Origin of the sequence: Streptomyces sp. NBC_00076 (genome assembly GCF_045041235.1) — a bacterium.
GTDB lineage: Bacteria > Actinomycetota > Actinomycetes > Streptomycetales > Streptomycetaceae > Streptomyces.
Genome location: NZ_CP108242.1, coordinates 720,592 through 741,023, shown reverse-complemented (window position 1 = coordinate 741,023; position 20,432 = coordinate 720,592). Strand labels below are relative to the sequence as shown.

The 20,432-nt window shown below is 68.7% G+C and carries 20 protein-coding genes; 10 read left to right on the top strand and 10 right to left on the bottom strand.

Annotated features, from left to right (window positions below; all coding sequences use genetic code 11):
- The first annotated feature begins 54 nt into the window (after positions 1-54).
- The 3 genes from OHA64_RS03570 (at position 55) to OHA64_RS03560 (ending at position 2,212) form a co-directional block, all read left to right on the top strand.
- On the top strand, positions 55-972 hold the full coding sequence (locus OHA64_RS03570; protein ID WP_405607635.1) for an alpha/beta hydrolase: 918 nt from the start codon (positions 55-57) through the stop codon (positions 970-972).
- A 188-nt stretch (positions 973-1,160) separates the two neighbouring features.
- The gene (locus tag OHA64_RS03565) at positions 1,161-1,292 is read left to right on the top strand and encodes an AMP-binding enzyme (RefSeq protein WP_405607632.1); all 132 of its coding nucleotides are present in this window, start codon (positions 1,161-1,163) and stop codon (positions 1,290-1,292) included.
- A gap of 314 nt (positions 1,293-1,606) precedes the next feature.
- The gene (locus tag OHA64_RS03560) at positions 1,607-2,212 is read left to right on the top strand and encodes a TetR/AcrR family transcriptional regulator (RefSeq protein WP_405607629.1); all 606 of its coding nucleotides are present in this window, start codon (positions 1,607-1,609) and stop codon (positions 2,210-2,212) included.
- A gap of 795 nt (positions 2,213-3,007) precedes the next feature.
- Here OHA64_RS03560 and OHA64_RS03555 read toward each other — a convergent pair.
- The gene (locus tag OHA64_RS03555; RefSeq protein ID WP_405607626.1) at positions 3,008-3,967 is read right to left on the bottom strand and encodes a GlxA family transcriptional regulator; all 960 of its coding nucleotides are present in this window, start codon (positions 3,965-3,967) and stop codon (positions 3,008-3,010) included.
- 329 nt (positions 3,968-4,296) lie between these two features.
- Here OHA64_RS03555 and OHA64_RS03550 point away from each other — a divergent pair, with 329 nt between their 5' ends.
- Together OHA64_RS03550 and OHA64_RS03545 are read left to right on the top strand one after the other, a co-directional pair.
- Positions 4,297-5,253 (top strand): NADP-dependent oxidoreductase, encoded by a 957-nt coding sequence (locus tag OHA64_RS03550; RefSeq protein WP_405623849.1) that lies wholly within the window; start codon positions 4,297-4,299, stop codon positions 5,251-5,253.
- Positions 5,254-5,277: 24 nt separating this feature from the next.
- Positions 5,278-5,493: a hypothetical protein gene (locus tag OHA64_RS03545; protein ID WP_405607623.1), complete on the top strand. Its 216-nt coding sequence runs from the start codon at positions 5,278-5,280 to the stop codon at positions 5,491-5,493.
- 283 nt (positions 5,494-5,776) lie between these two features.
- On the opposite strand, the gene OHA64_RS03540 is transcribed toward OHA64_RS03545, so the two are convergent.
- The 3 genes from OHA64_RS03540 to OHA64_RS03530 form a co-directional block, all read right to left on the bottom strand.
- Positions 5,777-7,024: an NADH:flavin oxidoreductase/NADH oxidase family protein gene (locus tag OHA64_RS03540; RefSeq protein ID WP_405607620.1), complete on the bottom strand. Its 1,248-nt coding sequence runs from the start codon at positions 7,022-7,024 to the stop codon at positions 5,777-5,779.
- Between the two features lie 79 nt (positions 7,025-7,103).
- Positions 7,104-8,573, bottom strand: a complete 1,470-nt coding sequence (locus tag OHA64_RS03535) for an amidase (protein WP_405607617.1) — start codon at positions 8,571-8,573, stop codon at positions 7,104-7,106.
- 110 nt (positions 8,574-8,683) lie between these two features.
- On the bottom strand, positions 8,684-9,310 hold the full coding sequence (locus tag OHA64_RS03530; protein WP_405607614.1) for a TetR/AcrR family transcriptional regulator: 627 nt from the start codon (positions 9,308-9,310) through the stop codon (positions 8,684-8,686).
- A gap of 437 nt (positions 9,311-9,747) precedes the next feature.
- On the opposite strand from OHA64_RS03530, the gene OHA64_RS03525 reads away from it, so the two are divergent.
- Complete coding sequence (locus tag OHA64_RS03525; protein WP_405607611.1) at positions 9,748-10,632, top strand: alpha/beta fold hydrolase; 885 nt, start codon at positions 9,748-9,750, stop codon at positions 10,630-10,632.
- Positions 10,633-11,026: 394 nt separating this feature from the next.
- On the opposite strand, the gene OHA64_RS03520 is transcribed toward OHA64_RS03525, so the two are convergent.
- Positions 11,027-11,632, bottom strand: coding sequence for a CGNR zinc finger domain-containing protein (locus tag OHA64_RS03520; protein WP_405607608.1), 606 nt, complete (start codon positions 11,630-11,632; stop codon positions 11,027-11,029).
- Positions 11,633-11,697: 65 nt separating this feature from the next.
- Between OHA64_RS03520 and OHA64_RS03515 the strand changes: the two genes are divergently transcribed.
- Together OHA64_RS03515 and OHA64_RS03510 are read left to right on the top strand one after the other, a co-directional pair.
- Positions 11,698-12,309: an alpha/beta fold hydrolase gene (locus OHA64_RS03515; RefSeq protein ID WP_405607605.1), complete on the top strand. Its 612-nt coding sequence runs from the start codon at positions 11,698-11,700 to the stop codon at positions 12,307-12,309.
- A gap of 10 nt (positions 12,310-12,319) precedes the next feature.
- Positions 12,320-12,568: an alpha/beta fold hydrolase gene (locus OHA64_RS03510; RefSeq protein ID WP_405607602.1), complete on the top strand. Its 249-nt coding sequence runs from the start codon at positions 12,320-12,322 to the stop codon at positions 12,566-12,568.
- Between the two features lie 293 nt (positions 12,569-12,861).
- Here the strand turns inward: OHA64_RS03510 and OHA64_RS03505 are convergent, their stop codons facing one another.
- Positions 12,862-14,313 carry a DHA2 family efflux MFS transporter permease subunit gene (locus OHA64_RS03505; RefSeq protein WP_405607599.1) on the bottom strand — a complete coding sequence of 484 codons (1,452 nt, stop codon included), beginning with the start codon at positions 14,311-14,313 and terminating at the stop codon, positions 12,862-12,864.
- A 305-nt stretch (positions 14,314-14,618) separates the two neighbouring features.
- Positions 14,619-14,822, bottom strand: coding sequence for a hypothetical protein (locus tag OHA64_RS03500; RefSeq protein WP_405607596.1), 204 nt, complete (start codon positions 14,820-14,822; stop codon positions 14,619-14,621).
- Positions 14,823-15,260: 438 nt separating this feature from the next.
- Between OHA64_RS03500 and OHA64_RS03495 the strand changes: the two genes are divergently transcribed.
- Positions 15,261-15,839 carry a hypothetical protein gene (locus OHA64_RS03495; RefSeq protein ID WP_405607593.1) on the top strand — a complete coding sequence of 193 codons (579 nt, stop codon included), beginning with the start codon at positions 15,261-15,263 and terminating at the stop codon, positions 15,837-15,839.
- A 192-nt stretch (positions 15,840-16,031) separates the two neighbouring features.
- On the opposite strand, the gene OHA64_RS03490 is transcribed toward OHA64_RS03495, so the two are convergent.
- The 3 genes from OHA64_RS03490 to OHA64_RS03480 are packed head-to-tail and all read right to left on the bottom strand — an operon-like array spanning position 16,032 to position 19,445.
- A complete protein-coding gene (locus OHA64_RS03490) occupies positions 16,032-17,504 on the bottom strand; it encodes a class I adenylate-forming enzyme family protein (RefSeq protein WP_405607590.1) in 1,473 nt (490 codons plus the stop codon).
- A gap of 35 nt (positions 17,505-17,539) precedes the next feature.
- Complete coding sequence (locus OHA64_RS03485) at positions 17,540-18,463, bottom strand: alpha/beta hydrolase (protein ID WP_405607587.1); 924 nt, start codon at positions 18,461-18,463, stop codon at positions 17,540-17,542.
- A 7-nt stretch (positions 18,464-18,470) separates the two neighbouring features.
- Positions 18,471-19,445 carry an enoyl-CoA hydratase/isomerase family protein gene (locus OHA64_RS03480; protein ID WP_405607584.1) on the bottom strand — a complete coding sequence of 325 codons (975 nt, stop codon included), beginning with the start codon at positions 19,443-19,445 and terminating at the stop codon, positions 18,471-18,473.
- A gap of 334 nt (positions 19,446-19,779) precedes the next feature.
- Between OHA64_RS03480 and OHA64_RS03475 the strand changes: the two genes are divergently transcribed.
- Positions 19,780-20,421, top strand: a complete 642-nt coding sequence (locus tag OHA64_RS03475) for a TetR/AcrR family transcriptional regulator (RefSeq protein WP_405607581.1) — start codon at positions 19,780-19,782, stop codon at positions 20,419-20,421.
- The last annotated feature ends 11 nt before the right edge of the window (positions 20,422-20,432 follow it).

Below are 20,432 nucleotides of genomic sequence, written 5' to 3'. Positions count from 1 at the left end.
AAAACCCCGCCCATCCCGCCTGACAAACCCCACATGGCCCCATGGAGGTACGACATGTCTGAGCACGTTGTCGTTGAACTGAGCCCGGAAGCAGTCCAATTCACGGAATTCCTGGCCTCAGGTGCGAATCCTCCGTCCGAGGTGGATGCGGCGCGCATCCAGGCGGAGCAGGTCCATCTCGCGGCCCGGGAGCCGGAAGGCGTCACCTACCGTGAGGTGGACGCGGGTGGCGTGCTGGGTATCTGGTGCGAACCCGTCGACGCCGACACCGACCACGTCCTCCTGCACAGTCACGCCGGGGGCTCCGTTCTGGCGTCAGCACACGTCGACCGAAAGCTCGCCGGGCATATCGCCAAGGCCGCAGGCGCCCCCGTCCTGGTGATCGACTTCCGGCGGGCACCGGAACACAAGTACCCGGCTCAGGTGGACGACGCGGAGGCGGCCTTCAACTGGCTGCTCTCTCAAGGGTATGAGCCGGGGAACATCATCACGATCGGCCATTCGATCGGCGGGTTCATCGCGGTCGCCCTGGCGCTTCGCCTCCGCGACAAGAAGCAGCCCCTGCCCGGCGCCATCGTGTCGATCTCCCCCTGGTGCGACCTCGAGATCGCCAACGAGACCATCGAGACCAACGCCGGGACGGACAAGATTCTCAGCAGGGAACTGCTGTCATTCTTCCGGGAGTCCTGGATCGGCGGCACGGGCATCGAGTTCACGGACACCAGGATCAACCTGAACCGGGCGGACCTGAGCGGTCTGCCCCCGACCCTCGTCTCCTGGGGCACGTACGAGGTCCTGGCCGGCGAGGACGAGGAATTCGCCGCCCGCGTCAAGGACGCCGGAATCGACACGGCGACCGTCGTGGTCCCAGGAGGCCAGCACTCGTACGTCTACGGCGCCGGCCGCATCCCGGAGACCGACGCCGCCATCGCACAGATCGGCGCCTGGGTCCGGGAGAAGACCAAGATCTGACCGAGCGGTCCGGGCACGGCAGTCGCAAGAGCCGCGCGCCTGCCGGATCGGGACGGGGGGAACGGACGCGAACATGGCCTGCGGTGGCCCGCAGGTCGGCGACGCCCGTGCCCTCGTCCCGGTCCGGCAGACGAGGGCCGGGACGGCCGACCACAACCACGGCTTCAGCTGCGCGCGTATCGCCGCGCGTGACCGAGGAGGAGCTCTCCGCCTGGGCGAAGGAACGGCTCGCCGCGTACAAGTACCCGCGCGTCTTCCAGTTCGTCGACGCACTGTCCTTGACCCCCACCGGCAAGATCCTCAAACGAGAACTCGTCTGAGCACGTCGGCCGCTTCGCGGCTGAGGCGACCGAGCGCTGAGGCGGTATCGACGCGCCATGCCAAGGCACCCGTATTCGGTGATCATGCGATCCGCGGTCAAGGGTCCGACAGCTCGGGATCCCCGTATGCCTGCGGCGTCCGGGGCTGCCGACAGGTGCGTGGCCAGCTTCGAGTACATGGCGTCACGGCGAGTGAACCGCGTGCTGTCGGCTCGTCACAGCCCTCGATTCTTTGGATTACGTTCGCCCTACCATAGACTGGTGAACTCGGTAAAGGGCAACCGGCCCTTCCGGCCGGCGAAGGGGCGTGCGCTATGGCGCGGTACGGAAAAGAGCACAAGCCGGAGACGAGGCGGCGGATCATCGAGACTGCGGGCCGCCGGTTCAAGCGAGACGGTATCGACGGCTCCGGGGTCTCGACGCTCATGAAGGACGCGGGGCTGACCAATGGGGCCTTCTACGCCCACTTCGAATCCAAGAACGCCCTCGTCGCCGCCGCCATCACCGACCAGTTGAAGGTGCAGGCCGAGAGCGTCGTCGCGCGGGCCGCGCCTGGCCGTGCCGGACTGGAGCAGATTGTGCGGGGGTACCTGTCGCCCCAGCATCGCGACAGCCTTGGCGACGGCTGCCCGAACGCCGCTCTGCTCGACGAACTCGGGCGCTGCACCGACACAACCAGGCAGGCGTACACCGAGGGCGTGCTGGTCCTCATCGAGGGCATTGCGGCCCGCATGGCGCCCGAGGACCCGTCCTCCGCGCGCGTGAAGGCGCTCAGCCTCCTCGGCCTGATGGCCGGGACACTTCAGCTTGCCCGCGCTTTGACCGACAGCCAACTCGTCAAGGAGCTCCTCGACCAGGGGATAGACAACGCCCTCGCCCTGCTGGACGCCGGGCAGCGCTCTGACGTACCACATCCCTAGCACGGGGCCGCGGCTCTCGGGGGAACAGCCCGACGTCGGCAGGTTCCCTCGCCACCTGGACCCAGCCGACGCCACCGGGTAGGCACTGGCAGTCGGCGGGGTCGGCCACGGCCGCATACGCGGTGACCTCGCCGCGGTGTTCGTCCTGCGCCAGGTGCGGCCGTCGGCCGCAATAGGGCACAGCCGAACGCCGCCAGTCGATCTCCCGCAGGTGCTCCTGGCCCAGCGGAGGGGGACCTGAGGAGTACGCCACCTGGAACTTTGCCTCGGCTTAGTCCAGGAGAGCGAGCAGGAGGCCGTTGCGGTCGCCGGACCGGCGAAAGAGCGTGCCCTTTCGTACGCTGGGCGCTCCGGCGACCCTCTCCGGTGCTCAGGACGCCTGCAGTGAGCTCGGCCTGTCCGCTCCGCAGGTGATCATCATGCGACCCGACCATGAACGTGCGGGCCAGGTGCTCGCCGTGTGGACCAGCGGCCCCGGCCCCAGCCCTGGATCCGGCCCCGGTCACCCCGCTGTCGTCGAGCGCGCCTCCGGCCGATTGGCTCGGGAGAAAGCCTCCGTTGGCCTTGCCTGACGCCAGTCCGGCGAATGACTCGGGCAGAGTCAGAATCGTGGCTGGCGACCGCGGCGGTCGGGCAGGAGCTCATCGACCAGCTCATCGGGCAGGCCCCGGGTAACGGGCTTCAGCCGACCGGTGAAGGCGGGCTGCCGCAGTAGCTGGCCAAGGCGCCGTTCGGCTGGCCGTGGCGGTGTGCCGGTTCATCACCGCGTTCGCGGGGCGGTGGGTGCGGGGGCGCTCAGTGCGTGGGGGTCAGGGCGCCGCGGAAGGTGCGCCGGTAGGCGAGTGGGGAGACGCCGATGACGGCATGCAGGTGTTCTCGTAGCGATGTGCCGCCGGCGAAGCCGACTTGGCCGGCGATCTCGTCCACGGGCAGGTCGGTGGTTTCCAGGAGGTGTCGTGCTCGGTCGACGCGCTGCTGGATCAGCCAGCGTCCCGGGCTCATGCCCACCTCTTCGGTGAAGCGGCGGGCGAAGGTGCGCAGGCTCATGTGGGAGTGCTCGGCGAGGTCCGTCAGAGTCATGGGCTCGTGGAGGTTCTCCAGCGCCCACTGACGGGCGGTGGCCGTTCCGCTGGCCGTGGCTTCGGGTACCGGGTGCTGGATGTACTGCGCCTGCCCTCCTTCGCGCCACGGCGGGACGACGCACATGCGGGCCACCTGGTTGGCGACTTCAGTGCCGTGGTCCTTGCGGATGATGTGCAGGCAGACGTCGAGCCCGGAGGCGGCGCCGGCCGAGGTCAGGACATCTCCGTCGTCGATGAACAGAACGTCCGGGTCCAGTGCGACCTCGGGGAAGCGTGCGCGGAAGAGGTCCGCGACCATCCAGTGGGTGGTGGCCGGCCGACCCTCAAGGAGCCCGGCGGCAGCGAGGACGAAGGCGCCGGTGCAGATCGATACGAGGCGGGCGCCTGGAGCCACGGACGCGAGCGCCTGGACCACGGCTTGCGGAATTGCCGCCGTGACGTCGGTGGCGGTGAAGGGCGGGATGACGACGGTGTCGGCGGTGCGCAGCGTCTCCGGGCCGTGCTCGACGGTGATCGAGAAGTCGGAGTTGGTGCGGACCGGGCGGCCGTCGACACTGCAGGTGAGGACCTCGTAGCGGCCGTCCGCCGCCTCGAAGACCCGGCTGGGGATACCCAGTTCGAAGGGGTACACCCCGTCTACGGCCAAGACGACGACTCGGTGCATGGGTGCCATGGCGTGATCCCGTCGGAAAGTTGAATTCATGCCATGGTATCGGACGCTCACGGCAGCACGCTGGACGCTTCGCGCGCAGCGTCACCTGGTGGGCCCCACATCAGGGCTTCCAGTCCTCACCGAGATCGGAGAACACCGTCGTGGACACTGCCGCACTCGTCTGCCGCATCCTTTCCGACGCGATCATGGCCGTCCTTGTCGCCGCCGTCATCAGTCGAGGCGCCTTTCTTGCCTTGGCGTGATCCCGTTGAAAGTTGGCATTCATGCCATGGCGCTTGAGAGTGGCAGGCAGCGACGCTGGACGCATGACGAATCCCCCTACCGCCACCATGCGCGCCATCCGCCAGGACACCCACGGTTCCCCCGAGGTGCTCAAGGAAGTCGAACTGCCCCGGCCCGAGCCGGGATTGAGTGAGATCCTGATCGCCGTCCGCGCGGCCGGCGTCAACCCCACCGACTGGTGGAACCGCGCCCAGCCCATGACCGCCAACGGCCTCCCCCTCATCCTGGGCTGGGACGTATCCGGAGTCGTCGAGGCCGTCGGCACCGGCGTCACCCTGTTCAAGCCGGGCGACGAGGTCTTCGGCATGCTGCCCTACCCCCACGGGGTCGGCTCCCACGCCGAGTACGTGACCGGCCCGGCCCGCGCCTTCGTCCACAAGCCCGCCGGCATCGACCACGTCCAGGCCGGCGCGCTCCCGCTGGCCGCCCTGACCGCCTACCAGGCACTCGTCGACACCGCCGATGTCCAGCCAGGGCAGCGCGTCTTCATCCACGCGGCAGCCGGCGGCGTCGGCCATCTCGCCGTCCAGATCGCCAAGTCCCGTGGCGCGTACGTCATCGGCACCGCCAGCGCTGCCAAGCACGACTTCCTGCGCTCCCTGGGAGTGGACGAGGCCATCGACTACCACACGGTCGACTTCACCGAGGCGGTCAAGGACATCGACGTGGTCCTCGACCCGGTCTCGCTGGACACCGCCGCCCGCGCCCGCTCCGTCGCCGTGCTGCGCCCTGGCGGCACCCTCGTCTCGATCCTCCCCGTACCCGTCGACCCCGACGAGTTGGCGGACATCGCCGAGCGGGGCATCCGCTACGAGGCCCTCCTCGTCGAGGCCGACCGCGCCGGCATGCAGGCCATCGCCGCCCTCGTAGAAACCGGCGCCCTGCGCGCCCACATCGAGGCCACCTTCCCGCTCGCCGAGGCCGCCAAGGCCCACGCCCTGGGCGAGACCGGCCGCACCACCGGCAAGATCGTGCTGACCGTGGAAGGGACGGCGACGGCGTAGCTCGCCGTCCAAACCCTCCCGACCGTGTTCGACGGGAGCCACACGACCGTCATCGACCGCCACGTACGGCCGGACTACGTCCAGCACAACCCGCTCGCCCCCGACGGCCCCGAGGCCATGAATGCCTTCGGCGCCGCCAAGCGACAGCAGTTCGGAGACCTCCGCCAACGACAACACGATGTTCTGACGGCGGCAGGGTCGTGGCGGACGCGCTACGACCCTGGGCAGCGCCCCAACTGATCTTCGCCCTCCACCAGGTCCTCGGAGACGACCCGACCGTGCTCTGGGTGCCGAGGTTGAAGTCGGCCGTCGCCGGTGACGTCCTCAACGACGGAGCGCGCCCGGCGCTCGCCGAATCCGCGGGCGGAGGCCGCGAGGCGTGGCAACGCGCACTCGGCCAAGTGAAGGCGCTCGAAGCGGAGTTCGTGGTCGCCCCTGTCCCGAGGCAGGCTCAGCGAGGGCTCCCACCCGTTGAAGCCGCGGGCGTTCGTGACCCGCCTCGCTCCGTTGAAGCCGTAGGCGCCTACGACCCGCCGCGCTTGGCGCGGAACGAGGTGCGCCCGTTTCGCCGCACCATTGCGATGGTGGCGGCAAGGCTGCCGCGATTCAGGTCGGGGTGCAGGCCGTTCCCGAGGCGATGTATCTGGTCGGTGTGCCAGCTGATGTCCAGTACCCCGTCCAGGACCTTGAGGTCGGCGATCGTGCCCAGCAGGGCTCTCATGCCGTAGCGCACCTGGTGGGCCGTGAGTTCCTGCGCCTGCCCTTCGAGGATGAGTCGGGCCGCGTCCGGCGTGGTGATCGTCGGCCGGCCGATGCCGACCACGTCGCATTCGCCGGCCTGTACGGCTCGCCGCATGGCATCACGGGTGCGGAATCCGCCTGTGACGGCGAGTGGGATCTCGCCCACGAGCTTGCGAACAGTGCGGGCGTGTTCCAGGAAGTACGCCTCGCGTGCCCTGGTGCTGGGGGCCGCCGAGCCGCTCATCGCCATGGACTCGTAACTGCCGCCGCTGACCTCGATGAGGTCGACGCCTTCGCGGGCCAGCGCGGCCAGCACGGCCTGGGACTCTTCCTCGGTGAATCCGCCCTGCTGGAAGTCCGCCGAGTTGAGTTTGATCCCAACGGCGAAGCCGGGCCTGACGCGGCCGCGGATACGGCGGACGACCTCGAGGCCGAAACGCATCCGCCGCTGGAGATCACCGCCCCAGTCGTCGTCGCGCCGGTTCGACAGCGGTGACAGGAACTGCGAGATGAGATACCCGTGGGCCCCTTGCACCTGTACGCCGTTGAAGTCGGCTGTCTCGCACACGGCCGCGGCCGTGGCGAAGCGCTCGATGATCTCCTCGATCTCTGCCGGTCGCAGTTCGCGCGGCGTTGTGGCTCCGGGCAGTTTCGTCGGGATCGGGCTGGGGGCCACCGGCGTGTGTCCGAGTGCCAAAGGGTTGGCCTGACGCCCGGGGTGGTTGAGCTGTGCCCAGATAGCCCCGCCCGAGTCCTGGGTTGACTTGGCCCAGCGCGAGAGCGCGTCGAGATCACGCTCGTCCTCGATGACGATGTTGCCCGGTTCACCGAGCTGTGCGCGATCGACCATGACGTTGCCGGTGATCATGAGGCCATAGCCGCCTCGGCTCCAGGTCGAGTACAGACGGCTGAGGCGCTCGTCGGGTGCGTTGTCCTTGTTTCCCAACGCCTCGCTGAGCGCCGACTTCATCAGGCGGTTGGGCAGTATCTGGCCGTTCGGGAGGGTGAGGGAGGTGTCCAGCGTGTTCAACGGGGCCTTCTTCGGTGTGGTCGGCGCCAGCCGGGGTCGCCTGGGGGCCGGGTTCGGGACAGTGCGGGTCGGCGGATCGTCACATGAAGGCCGGAGGGGGCTGGTAGCCCTCGAGTTCTCGGCCGAGGAGCTCGGCGAACTTGATGGTGGTGAGGTCGCCGCCGCTCGGACCCATCGCCTGGAGCCCGACAGGCAGACCATCTCTGCCCGTTCGCACGGGGATGGTCGTCGCCGGAGAGCCGGCCACGTTGGCGATGGCGCTCCACTTGACCTGGTCCCAGTAGGGGCGCGGACGCTCGTCGACCTGGATCCGGCGTCCGAATCTGTCGATCGGCTTGTTGTGATGAGGCGGTGCCGTGGTCGGCGTGACCGGCATGAGGAGGACATCGAAGTCCCGGAAGAACTCGGTCCACCGCTGCCGCAGCTCATGGCGTGCCACGTCCGCCTGGAGCCAGCTGTAGTGCGACTGGAAGGTTCCTCGCAAGGCGTACAGCGCCTCTCCGCGAGGATGCTGGGCAAGACGCGCGAGGAGCGCCGTGTTGGAGGCCGCTGTCAGTCCGGATCGGTCGTAGGTGAACGCACCGAAGAGCAGGCGCAGGAAAATGTCATGACTGGTCGCCATGTCGCCGGGGAGGCCGGAGGGTCGCACCTCGACCTTCGCGCCGGCCGCCTTGAGGGCCTTCAGGGCGTCGTCCATCGCTGTGGCGACGTCGTGGTCGACGGGGCACGAGGGGTCCTCGGGCCACACCGCGACCCGGAAGGCGTCCAGCTCGCTCGCCCTGGGGGGTGCGAGGGTGTAGCTGAAACCGCCGTCGCGCTCGGGCGGCCCTACCGTCGCGTGGAGGACGGGGACAAGGTCCCGCGCCTCGCGCACCTGGGCGCCCGCACAGGCGAGGTCGATCTCCCCCCACCGCCCGACACCGGGTCCGCCCGGCACGTGGCCGATGAGCGGGATGGACCGCCAGGTCGCCTTGTGTCCGTAGAGGCCGTTGAAGTGTGCCGGGATCCGGGTGGATCCGCCGATTTCCGAGCCGAAGTCGAAAGCGGTCAGCCCTGCGGCCGTAGCCACGGCGCCGCCCCCTGCGGAGCCTCCTGACGTGCGTGCGGTGTTCCACGGGTTCAGTGTCGGTCCGAACACCGGGTTGTCCGCCTGGACGTCCTGGTTCCCCGCGGGCATGTTGGTCTTGCCGATGATCACCGCACCCGCGGCACGCAGCCGTCGCACCGCCTCGGCGTCCTGTTCGGGCACGTAGTCCTTGAGGTGGGGCCGACCACAGACGGTCCGCAGGCCGGCGGTCTCGTAGCTGTCCTTCAGCGTGATCGGCAGACCGTGCAGCGGGCCGAGTTCTGCCCCGCTCGCACGTCTCGCGTCGACGTTCCTGGCCTCGCGTCGCGCCCGCTCGACGTCAAGGGTGACGATCGCGTTGAGCGTCTCGTTGTGGGCGTCGATGCGGCCCAGGTAGACCTCGAGCAGTTCCTCACTCGACATCTCGCCCGAGGCCAGCGCACTCAACTGGTCCGCGGCTGACTGGAACGGGAGGTCACGCACGGAGATCCTCGTTTCTGTTGCCGGTTCGGCGGGCCCAGAGGCCGAAAGGGGACGGCCCACCTGATCCCGCAATAGCGAACGGTTGTATTATTACGACCATACGCCAATTTCTACCGTCTTCCCTCGTGAACTCGGTTCAAGGTCCCGCTGGTGGGCTCGTTCTCCACGTCCAGCAGATTGAGGGCGTTGCGGATGCCCTGTTCGAGAAGGTCATCGGCAAGTTGCTGGTCGGCGAGGGCTCGGGAGAGCTGGAGTGTCCCGGCCATCATGGCGTAGGCGCTCAGCGCCCTGGTGCGGGCCGAGCGCGGATCGCTGGGCGCCAGACGGGCGGCGATGCCGTCGATGACGATCAGCACGCCGTCTGTGTAGGCCTGCTTGGTGGGATCTGCGCAGCGTCCGATTTCGTCGAGCAGGGCGGCGGACGGGCAGCCGTCGTCGGGGCTGTTGCGGTGCCGAGCAGACAGGTACCACCGCACGATCTGTTCGAGTCCATCGTGGCCGGGTGACGCGTGCGCGACGATGATCGCGTTCTGTGTATGCAGTTGGTCGGCGACCGCGGTGGCGACCAGCTCGTCCTTGGACGTGAAGTGGGTGTAGAAGGCGCCGTTGGTCAGCCCCGCGTCCTTCATGAGCGTCGCGACGCTCGAGCCGTCGATGCCGTCCCGCTTGAGCCGTCGTCCGGCAGTCTCGATGATGCGCTGCCTGGTCACCGGTTTGTGATCTTTCCCGTATCGCACCCCATGCTCCTTCGTCGCCCAGCAGGGTCGCTCGCCCTCCGTCTGCTCCTTCACTGTATGTTATGTCGAACGTAATTCAATGGCGCCGAGGTGTCAGTGGCCGCATGTCCGCACCGTCAAACGTCTTCGATGCGCCGCGCGAGCGGGCCGCGAGACGGGTACGGCCCGTGGTTCGGCCGGTGGTCGGTACGCCCGGCGACGTGGCCTCGCGTGCTGCCGCACATCGAGGGCTTGCCTCGTGGGGGCGCCTGGCGGAACCGAATCACTGTCGCGGCCTCGCCGTCGCTGAGTGTGGCACACCCCTTGCGGGCACATAAAATTATGGTCATACTCTAATCGTCGGCGTGATGCTGAAGGACCCAACCGCACAGGGTTCCGTCTCCTGCGGACCGTCTCCCGGCGACCGAACTGACTGCAGCCGCAGTCCAGAAACCCCCATGCAGAAGGGCACGGCCGTGAACGACGCACAAGGAGTACGAGGCGACGCGGTGACGTCGTACAAGGAGGCACCCACCCGCACCCTCACCGCAGGGGGAGTGACCTTCGCCTACCGCGACCTGGGCCCGAAGACCGGAGTCCCGGTGGTCTTCATCACCCACCTTGCCGCGGTCCTCGACAACTGGGACCCCCGGGTCGTCGACGGCATCGCCGCCAGGCACCGCGTCATCACCTTCGACAACAGGGGCGTCGGCGCTTCAAGCGGCTCGACACCGAAGACCATCGAGGAGATGGCGAAGGATGCCGTCACCTTCATCCGGGCGCTCGGGCTCGAGCATGTCGACATCCACGGCTTCTCCATGGGCGGCATGATCGCCCAGGTGATCGCGCAGGACGAACCGCAGCTCGTCCGCAAGCTGATCCTCTCGGGCACCGGCCCGGCGGGCGGCGAAGGCATCAAGAACGTGACCCGGCTGTCCCATCTCGACACCGTCCGTGCCCTGTTCACCCTCCAGGACCCGAAGCAGTTCCTCTTCTTCACCCGTACCGCGGGCGGGCGCCGAGCCGGAAAGCAGTTCCTGGCCCGTCTCAAGGAGCGCACCCACGACCGGGACAAGGCGATCTCCCTCACGTCGTACTTCGCCCAGCTCAAGGCCATCCACCGCTGGGGACTCGCGCAGCCCCAGGACCTCTCCGTCATCCATCAGCCCGTGCTCGTCGCCAACGGTGAGAGTGACAGGATGGTGCCGACGACGAACTCGTTCGAACTGGCCCGGCGACTGCCGAACGCCGACATCGTCGTCTACCCCGACGCCGGCCACGGAGGCATCTTCCAGTTTCACGAGCAGTTCGTGACGGAGGCCCTCGACTTCCTTGAGCGGTAGGGGGTGTCAGGGACGGGCGGCATGTGCGCCGGGGACGAGGGAGGCTTCTCCGGCCCAGGGGTCGGCGTCCCTCAACCGGTCACGAGTCGAGGTCGGAGAGGGCACTTCGCGAGTCCGCGAGGGAGCCCGGTTCGCGGAGTCGGCCGACGTGTGTGATCACCCCTGAGGATGGATCTGATGCCGGCCGGCCGTGATGGGACTGCTGCCGTGGGGTGATCGTCACCGCGCCGCTCCGGAGGGGGCGGCGGTTCTGACGCGACCCTACGAGTGCGGTGCGCACGTCGACGTCCGGATGCGCTGCGAATGCGGCCGCCCGGTGCAAGCCAAGCGAACCGAGAGTGTCCCTGCCCAGCCTTTCCCATGAGGCCGCCCGAGTTGGCTGAGGACTCCTCCGTCAGCTCTCCGTAGCCCGACCGCTCTGTCGTGTACGCGCCTGATGGAGGCGGACCTTGGTGCGGTTTCCGCAGCGGGACATGGAGCACCAGCGGCGGTTGTGGGCGGGGGAGCGGTCCAGGAAGCGCAGTGCGCAGCGGTCCGCTCCGCAGACGCGTACCCGCCGGATCTCGGAGGACAGAAGCAAGTCGACGGCGTCCTGGGCGACGAGCGCCAGCGCGAGTGTGGAGTCGGCGGCATGGGTCGAGGTGTCGGCGGGCTCCAGGCGGTCGTGGGTGATGACGATCTGCAGAGCGGGTCTGGGGGCCGCCGCTGCCGATCGGTTGAGCAGCGTCACGTCTCCGGATGTGGGCAGCCTGCCGTCGCTGACCGCCAGTACGGCCCGGTCGACGCTCTCGCGCAGCCGTCGGGCGGATGTGAGGACGGCTGCCGTGGCGGGCTCGGTGGTCCCCGGTGTGAGCAGAAGGGCCTCCCGGAGCCAGCCCATCAGGTCGTCCGGTCCCCGGAGTGTCTCCTCCGGAGTGGTTCTCCACCGGCTTCGGAGGGTGTTCGCGAAGTCCAGGCAGACTCGTCCGCCGTCCCAGATCCACATGTCGTCCGTTGCCACGTCTCCATTCTGCACGTTAGCTTAACCGTCTAAGACGGTTAGCTCGTGTCAGGAAGGCGCCATCCATGGGACAGCCGACAGCGACGACAGGCGTCACGCAGGTGGACGGGGTTCGCCCGCACTACGTCCGAGCCGGGTCCGGACCTCTGCTGGTCCTGCTCCACGGCTGGCCGCAGACCTCCGACTGCTGGCGGCCGGTGCTGGTGGATCTCGCCACCGACTACACGGTTGTGGCGCCGGACCTGCGCGGGTATGGCCTGAGCGACAAGCCCACCGCTGGTTACGACAAGCGGCGCATGGCCGCGGACATGGCCGGCCTCGTCGAGGCGCTCGGCTTCGAACGGGCCATGGTCGTGGGTCATGACCGTGGCGCTCGCGTGGGGCACCGCTGGGCGCTGGACCGCCCGGACCAGGTGGAGCGGTTGGCCGTGTTCGACATCGTTCCCACCCGGGAGATGTTCCGCCGCCTGGACGCTTCGCTCGCCTCCGGGTACTGGCACTGGCTCTTCCATCTGCAGCCCGATCTGGCCGAGCGCCTGGTGGGGCAGGACATCCGGCCACCTCGAGTACTTCTTCGAGCGGTGGACCTACAACCGCCACGCACTCACATCCGACGCGGTCGACGGCTACGTCCGCGCGTTCTCCCGGCCGGGCGCCCTGCGTGCGAGCCTCGATGACTACCGAGCCATGGAGGAGGACACCGCGCTCGACGACATCGACGCCGCTGAAGGCCGCCGCCTCGCCATGCCGCTGCTGGCGCTCTGGGGTTCCGCGGGGCTGCCGGCCCGCCTGCCGACACTGGACATCTGGCGTGGCTACGCGGACGACGTGACCGGTGCCGAGATCCCGGAGTGCGGCCACTTCATTCCGGAGGAGCAACCGGGGGCGCTGCTGGCGCATCTGACGCCTTTTCTGGCCGGCGAGACGAGCCGGTGATCCCCCACGGTGACCGATGCGGTGCCCCTGAACCGGTCGAGCGTCGGCACGAGGGGCGCGCTGCCCGAGGGCCCTCGACCACGGTGTGATGCCCCCCCCCCCGCACGGCGAACCAGCCTGCAAGAGTTACGGCGAACCAGCCTGGACGTCAGGACAGGCCGAGGGGCGGCCCCGCCGTAACCGGCTGGGCCGCCCCTCGGTTCGGGCTTCCGGTGGGGACCGGAGTATCGCCGGGGGCAAGGTCGGCAGCCGGGCCGTCGGCCTTGGGATCGGGCCGCCCCTCGGTCCGGGCTTCAGGTCGCGATCGGGGCGCCGGCCGGAGCGTTCCCCGCAGCAAGGCCGGCGGCTGGGCCGTCGGCCTTGCGCTGCCGGGGCATGAGCAACGCCACAGCCGCCGCCACGGCGACCGCACCGGCCCCGACCCAGAGCGCCGGGATCAGCCCGTCCACGAACAGTGACGCGGATCCGTAGCCGCCCTGGGCGGAGAAGACCGCCGCCAGCGTTGCGACGCCGATGGCGCCGCCGACCTCGCGGATGGCGTTGTTGGCGCCGGATGCTATGCCCTGCTCTTCCGGGCGGACCGTGCTCATGACGAGGTTGGCGCTGGGGGCGAAGAACATGCCCAGGCCGACTCCGCAGACGATCAGTGCGGGCAGCATGTGGGTGTAGGCGACGTGCGGCTCGACGGTGATGGCCCAGAGCCCGAGGCCGACGGCGTTCAGGGCCATGCCCGCCGTGACGACGGGTGCGCCGCCGATGCGGTCGGACAGTGCCCCGGCCAGCGGTCCGGCGATCATGGGCATGGCGGTCCAGGGCAGCATTCGCACGCCGGCTTGCATCGGCGAGTAGCCGCCGACGGTCTGCAGGTACTGGCTGAGCAGGAAGATCGACCCGAACATGCCCAGCAACATCAGCAGGCTGGCGGCGTTGATGGCACTGAAGGAACGATGGCGGAACAGGCGCATCGGCAGCATCGGATGCTTGGCGCGCAGTTCGTAGAAGACGAAGCCGACGAGCAGGGTCGTACCCGCGAAGAAGCCGCCCAGCACCGTAGTGCTGGTCCAGCCTTCGGCGTTGCCGCGCACCAGGGCGTAGACGATGCCGAACAGACCGCCGCTGGCGAGAACGGTGCCGACGAGGTCGAGGGTCGGGTTCGGGCCGTGGCTCTCGTCGAGCCGCAACAGGGCGAGCGGGATCAGCGCCAGGCCGAGGGGGACGTTGACCCAGAAGATCCACTGCCAGGAGAGGTTTTCGGTGAGTGCGCCGCCGATGAGCGGTCCGGTGGCGACGGCGATGCCGCTGGCCGCGCCCCAGACACCCAGGGCCGCGCCGCGCCGTTCGGCGGGGACGGCGGCCGAGAGCAGGGTGAGCGTCAGCGGTGTCACGATCGCGGACCCGACGCCCTGCGCGGCACGCGCGGCGATCAGTTCACCCATCCCCGGTGCGAGCGCGGCGGCGGCCGAGGCCGTGGTGAAGATCCCGAGCCCGATGGCGAACAGTCTCCGGCGGCCGAATCGGTCACCGAGGGAGGCGCCGAACATGAGCAGGACCGCGAAGGTGAGGGTGTAGGCGCTCACCGTCCATTCGAGGTCCTCGAGGCCGCCGCCGAGGTCCTCGCGGATGGAGGGGAGGGCGGTGGTGACGATCAGGTTGTCGAGCGCGGTGATGAATCCGGCCGCGCTGGTGATGGCCACGGCCCAGAAGGCGCTTCCGCCCCGAACCCGTTGCTTGCGTTGCTGTTTCATGGCGTTCCCTACGTTCCCTGAGCAGACGTGCTTGGCGATGGATCAATGGACGGGAATGCCGGCGGGCGACGGCGTGGGTGTGGGCCACCGAGCGTCGGCAGTGAGTGGGCTCGGTGGAGAGTTCCTGGTGAAGCGAGCCATTGAAGTATGACCATAATCCTAAACAGGGAAAGTCGGTGAGCGCAAGCACTCTGAAAGGAGAGGGTGGGCCCCTGGCTCTGACGTGCCGACCGTGCCCGCGACCCACGCGAAAGGGGCCTGTCGTACGCACGGCAGGCCCCTTTCGCGGTCAGTCGACAGTGGACTCAGAGCTTGACGATCATCTTTCCGACGTTCTCGCCCCGCATCATCGCGAAGAAGGCTTCCAGGGTGTCGTCGAGACCCTCCCTCACCGTTTCGCGGTAGCGGAGCTTGCCCCCGGAGAGCCATCCGCCGACCTCGCGGACGAAGTTCGGCTGGAGGTCCAGCTCTTCGCTGAACATGAACGCCAGGATGTCGGAACGCGTCACTGACAGGCTCCACGAGTTGAGAGGCTCGGTCCCTGGTCGGCGGGGGTGTCGACTTGAGTGCCGAGCGGCGCGGGTCACGTGTCCGTGGCCCGGCGGATGCACGGCAGGTGGTCTTCGGTTCGGCGCGGTCCTGGTTCCCGTCCTGCGGCAGGGTGCCCGTTCAGGAGGTGTCGCTGGGCGAGGCCGTGGAAGTGGATGGCGTCGGCCGGTGTTTCTTTGTGGCAGCGGAGCGCTTGTCGAGCCGGGTGGGTGGTGCCCCCGGCCCCGGGCGCCTATGTGAGTACGGTCATAATCCAAATCAGGTCAGACTCTTGCGCCGGGGTGCGGACGTGTAGTCGTATGGTCATAATTCAAAAGGTTGAGAAGCGGTCGGGCGGCAGCACTGTGAGAGCCCCGCTGGTTCAGGAGGTTCACCCTCCCCATCCGAAAGGGCATCCCATGAAGTCGCTGGTCGCGCCGAACCCGGGGACAGTGGACGAGGCGCGGCGCCCGGAGCGCACGGAAACCGATACGGCCGCCGCACGACGCACCCCGGGTGCCGGCGGTCCACTCGCCTCCTTCGCCCGGTTCGTCCTTCTCGGCGGCAGTGTCGGGGTGGCTTCCAGCGCCTCCGTGGCGGTGCTCGCCGGACTGATGCCCTGGGCTGCGGCCAACGCGCTGATCACCGTCGCCACCACTCTCCTCGGCACGGAGCTCCACGCACGCTTCACCTTCGGGACAGGGCGTGCCGGATGGCGCCAACACTGGCAGTCGGCGGGGTCGGCCACGGCCGCCTACGCGGTGACCTCCGCCGCGGTGTTCGTCCTGCACCTGGTGCGGCCGTCGGCCGCGACGCTCTACGAGCAAGCCGTCTACCTCGGCGCCGCCGGGCTCGCCGGTGTCGGGCGTTTCCTGTTGCTGAGGCTGTTCGTCTTCGCCGGCGGCCGGGCCCGTCCGACGAAGCGGGGCACGGGCCTCGCGCCGACCCGCCGAGCGGGCACGCAGGTGTCCGCCCTCTTCCCCGTTCCCGCAGTGTGAGCGGGCGAGTGAGCAGTGGCCTGCAGCGGTGAGCGGTTCATTGCGGGCCTGGACATCGACTCTCGCCCGTGCGTGGGCGGCGTCTCTTGTCGAACCGTAAGTAGGCGGCTGCCGCGGGAGTTACGCGCGACACCTGTGTTCACCCACACTCGACAACTCCCAAGTCAACGCCCGACAGCGCCATCCACTTGATCAGGCCCGAGCTGAGAGCGCGGCGTGGCCGGCTCGCAACGAGGCTTTGTCGATCTTGCCGACCGCGTTCCTCGGGATGGCTTCCACCACGAAGCACGCGCTCGGGCGCTTGTAGCCGGTGAGGCTGCGCGCGCAGAGGGCCTTCAGCGCCGACGGGTCGACGGTCGACCCCGGCCGCGGCTGGACGTAGGCGACCACCACCTCCCCCCACTTTTCGTCGGGTACGCCGATCACCGCGGCTTCGAGCACCGACGGATCGCCCGCCAGTACGTCCTCGATCTCCTTGGGGTAGACGTTCTCCCCACCCCGGATGATCATGTCCTTCGAGCGCCCGACCAGGGTCAGATGACCGTCGGCGTCGAGGTGGCCGACGTCGCCCGTGTGCAACCAGCCGCCGATGATGACCTTGGCTGTTTCGTCCGGACGGCCGAGATAGCCACGCATGACGTTGGCACCCCTCACGACGACTTCACCGTCCGTCCCCGACGTCACCTCGCTGCCGTCGGTGTCGACGATCCGGATCTCCTGTCCGGGGAAGGGAAGCCCCACGGTCCCGGCGCGCCGAGGGCCGGCGACGGGGTTGATGGTGGAGCCGCAGGTCCCCTCGGACAGGCCGTACCCCTCGATGAGCGGAAACCCGTACCGGGCCTCGAACCGGGTCAGCAAGTCGGCGGAGGCGGGCGCGGCACCACAGACCCCGAATCGCAGCGACGAGGTGTCGGGCCGGACGTCGTCCGGGAGCGCCGCGAGCATGCCGTAGATCGTCGGCACCGCGCTGAAGAAGCTGGGGCGCTCCTGCTCGACGAGGTCGAAGAAGGTGCGCGGATCGAACCGGCCCGCGATGACGACTCTCGCGCCCACGAGCAGCGGCATGAGGACGCTGACCACGATGCCGTTGACGTGGAAGAGCGGCAGGATCAGCAGGCACCGGTCGGCCGGCCCGACCTCCAACGCCTGGCGTCCCATTTCCACCATGGCGTCGATGTTGGCGTGGTCGAGCATCACACCCTTGGGCACTCCGGTCGTACCGCTGGTGTAGATGAGCAGGGCCAGCGTGGCAGGGTCCAGAAGCGGTGCTTGATCCGGCTCTGCCGTTCCTTCGTGCAGTTCGCCGACGCCGAGTACGGCAACACCGTGCGCCTCTACGGCCACACCGTCCTCGACCACCAACAGGCCCGCACCGGAGTCCCGGAGCTGTCGAACCACTTCGAGGTCGGTCATGCTCGGGTTGACCGGTGTGACGGTGGCGCCGAGCCGCCAGACGGCGAACAGCAGGATCACGAACTCGACGCGGTTCGTCAGCTTGAGGGCGACGACGTCACCGGGACCGGTTCCGAGGTCCTGGAGCTGACGCGCTGCCGTTCGGACCCGGTTCAGCAGCTGCGTGTTGGTGAGGGACTGGTGCGCGTCGGAGACCGCGGCCCCCTGGGGGTCGAGCTCGGCGCGGCGGTCGGGCAGAGAAGCGAAGTTCATGGCGGGCGTACCTGTCTCGGTGTGATGCGATCCGGTCAGGGAGTCGACGCGGCGGGCGCCGGGTGCAGCCGGCGGACGAGGAACTCGATCTGGTCGCGTACCAGTTGCTCGAAGGTCTCGCCGGTGTAGAAGTCGAAGTGGCCGGCGTCGTACCTCTTGATCTCGCCCCGGGGCGCGGTGCGCGCGTATCGGAGGGTCTGCGCGGGAGGCGTGACCGAGTCGGTGTTGCTGACGCAGAAGAGGATCGGCATGGTGACCTTCCTCGCCGCACGCCCGGGCCGGTAGGCGGCGAGGGTCGGGATCACCCGGGCCGCCACCTCGTTGCGGAAGGTCGTCCCGAGCGGCTGCAGCGCCTGGTACCCGGGCAGGGCGTCCGGGGCGTTCATGAGGGCCGGCGAGCCGGGGGCGGCGGCGATGGGAACCATCGCGGGGGCCCTGCCGCGGATCCTCGTCGCCATATCCCGGGCGAGCACGGGGGTCATCCTGAGTGCGGCGAGCGGGCCCAGCGCGAGCGCGGAGGCGAGACCGTCGGTGAACGGGCACTGAGCGACGGCGGCTCGTAGTTCGGGATGGCGTGAGGCGACGGTGATGGCGTGGCCGCCGCCGAAGGAGCTGCCCCAGACCGAGACACGGGAGCGGTCGACGTCAGGGCGGGCCTTGACGTGGGCGAGCGCGGCGTCCCAGTCGGCGAGTTGACGCTTGATCGACAGGAGTTGGCGCGGGTGGCCGCCACTGTCGCCGAAGTGCCGGTAGGTGAAGGCCACCGCGGCGATGCCGGCCTGCGCGAAACGCTCGGCGAAGGCGTCCAGGCGCATCTCGCGGGTTGCGCCCAGGCCGTGCCCGAGGACGACGACGGGCGGGGAGGTGACGCCCGTGGGGAGGTAGAGCCACCCGGCACATCTGCTGCCCCCGGACGGGAACGTGATGTCGTGACGGGTGAAGGAGGGCCCAGCGGTCATCGTCGACTCACCGCCGCGTCGTCTTCGTCGAGCGGCGCCCAGGCACACTGCCCGAGGCGAGCGCCTGCGCGTAGGTGTCCGGCCTGTAGAGCGGGAGCTCGCCGGTGGACTCCGTCGTCTCCATGTAGTCGAGCATCAGCTCCTGCCCCTCCTTCGACATGACCCTGGTGAAGAACTCGGCGCGTTCGACGTGCAGGCCGTCCTCCAGCGACATCGAGCCGCCGAAGTACACCGACCTCTTGGCGGCCGAGACCGAACCCTTCGACCGCAGGCCGAAGTGTTCCGCGAGTTCGACCGCCTGCGCGAGCACCTTGTGTTGCGGAACGACCTGGTCGACCGCCCCGTTGGCGAGAGCCTCCGCGGGCGTGAACGGCTTGCCTTCGAGGATCGCGGCCAAGGACCGGTGGGTGCCGATCAGACGGGTCAGCCGCTGGGTGCCGCCTCCGCCCGGGATGATGCCGAGGAGGATTTCCGGCTGGCCGATGAAGTAGTCCCCGTCGGCCATGACCCGCAGATCGCACGCCCAGGCGAACTCGGCACCGAGGCCGAGAGCCGAACCGTTGAGGGCGGCGACGAAGAGGACACCGCTGGCGTTCATCCGGAGGAAGGTCGTGTGCAGACGCTCCAGCTGGAGGGCTCCACGCATCGGGGTCCTGCGCATTACGGCCCCGAGGACACGGGACCGGTCCACGTGCTTCGCCGCCCGTACGACGGCGGCTGCACCGAGGCGGCCGACCGTAGGGCTCGCGGCGCCCTCTTCCTGCAGCCACCCGACCGCGGCATGGCTGACGAACCGCTCCGGATGCACCCCGGTGAAGACGACGGCACGGATGTTTGGATCGCGGTCTGCCCGGGCTACCAGCTTGTCCAGCTGGTTGGCGATATCGAGGCCGAACACCTGGTTCGGGCCGCCGTCGACCCGGACGATCAGGACGGCCCCGTGATCTTCGATCTCCAGATGGCCCTTGTCTTTGTACGGCATGAATTCTTCCTCCGTGCTGAGTTCTGCTGAGTTCATGGGAGGGGGTGGCACGTGTGTGGGGGTGGAAAGCGCGTGGGGGACAGCCGCGGATGCGTGTCGCAGCGATGGGGTCGGCTTCGCCCCGACGGGCTGGGTCCGCACAGGCGGCAGGAGACTGGACCAGCGCGCGATGAGGTGTTCAAGGACGGACGCTGCATCCGAGACGGCACGGCACGTGCGATGTGTACTATTGCCGTGACAAGTTACATAACCAAGTTATTTTGAGCGTGTCAACAGTGGAGGCGTGCGAGACATGGCAGGGCGGGCGAGGCTTGACGACGCACCGGAACGGCTTGTGCGGGCGGCCATCGGTCTGCTGGCCGAGCAGGGGCCATCGGCTTTGAAGGCGCGCACGGTGGCTTCCGCGAGCGGACTGTCGACGATGGTGGTCTACAGCCACTTCGGTGGCATCCCCGAGCTGATGAGCGCTGTCGCCGACCATGGGTTCAAGGAACTCGGCAGAGCGTTCTCCCAGGTACCGGTGACGGATGACCCGATCGCGGATCTCTTCGCCATGGCCTTGACCTGCCGTCGGCTGGCCCGCGAGAACCCTCACCTCTACGACCTGATGTTCGGGCTGTCCACTCGGGCGACGTACCGGCCTCTCTCGAACGCGGACCTTCGCCTGAGCGGGCATTCCCCGGCTTTTCGGGAAGCGCACGCTCATGTCACCGCTGCGTGCGACCGGCTCGTGCACTCCGGCAGGGTCGAGCGGCAGGAACCCGACGTCATCGCCGCCCAGTTGTGGAGTTTCGTGCACGGTTACATCACCCTTGAACTGGCTGAACATTTCGTCGAGTTCGACGACGCGGTGGTGCAGGTGCTCCTGCCGATGGGCGTGAACTTCTCTGTCGGGTTGGGTGACAAGCGGGAACGCGCCGAGGCCTCGCACGAGGCCGGCGCGCGCCTGTACGACTCGATCGTCGAAGACCGGTGAGAAGTCTGGTG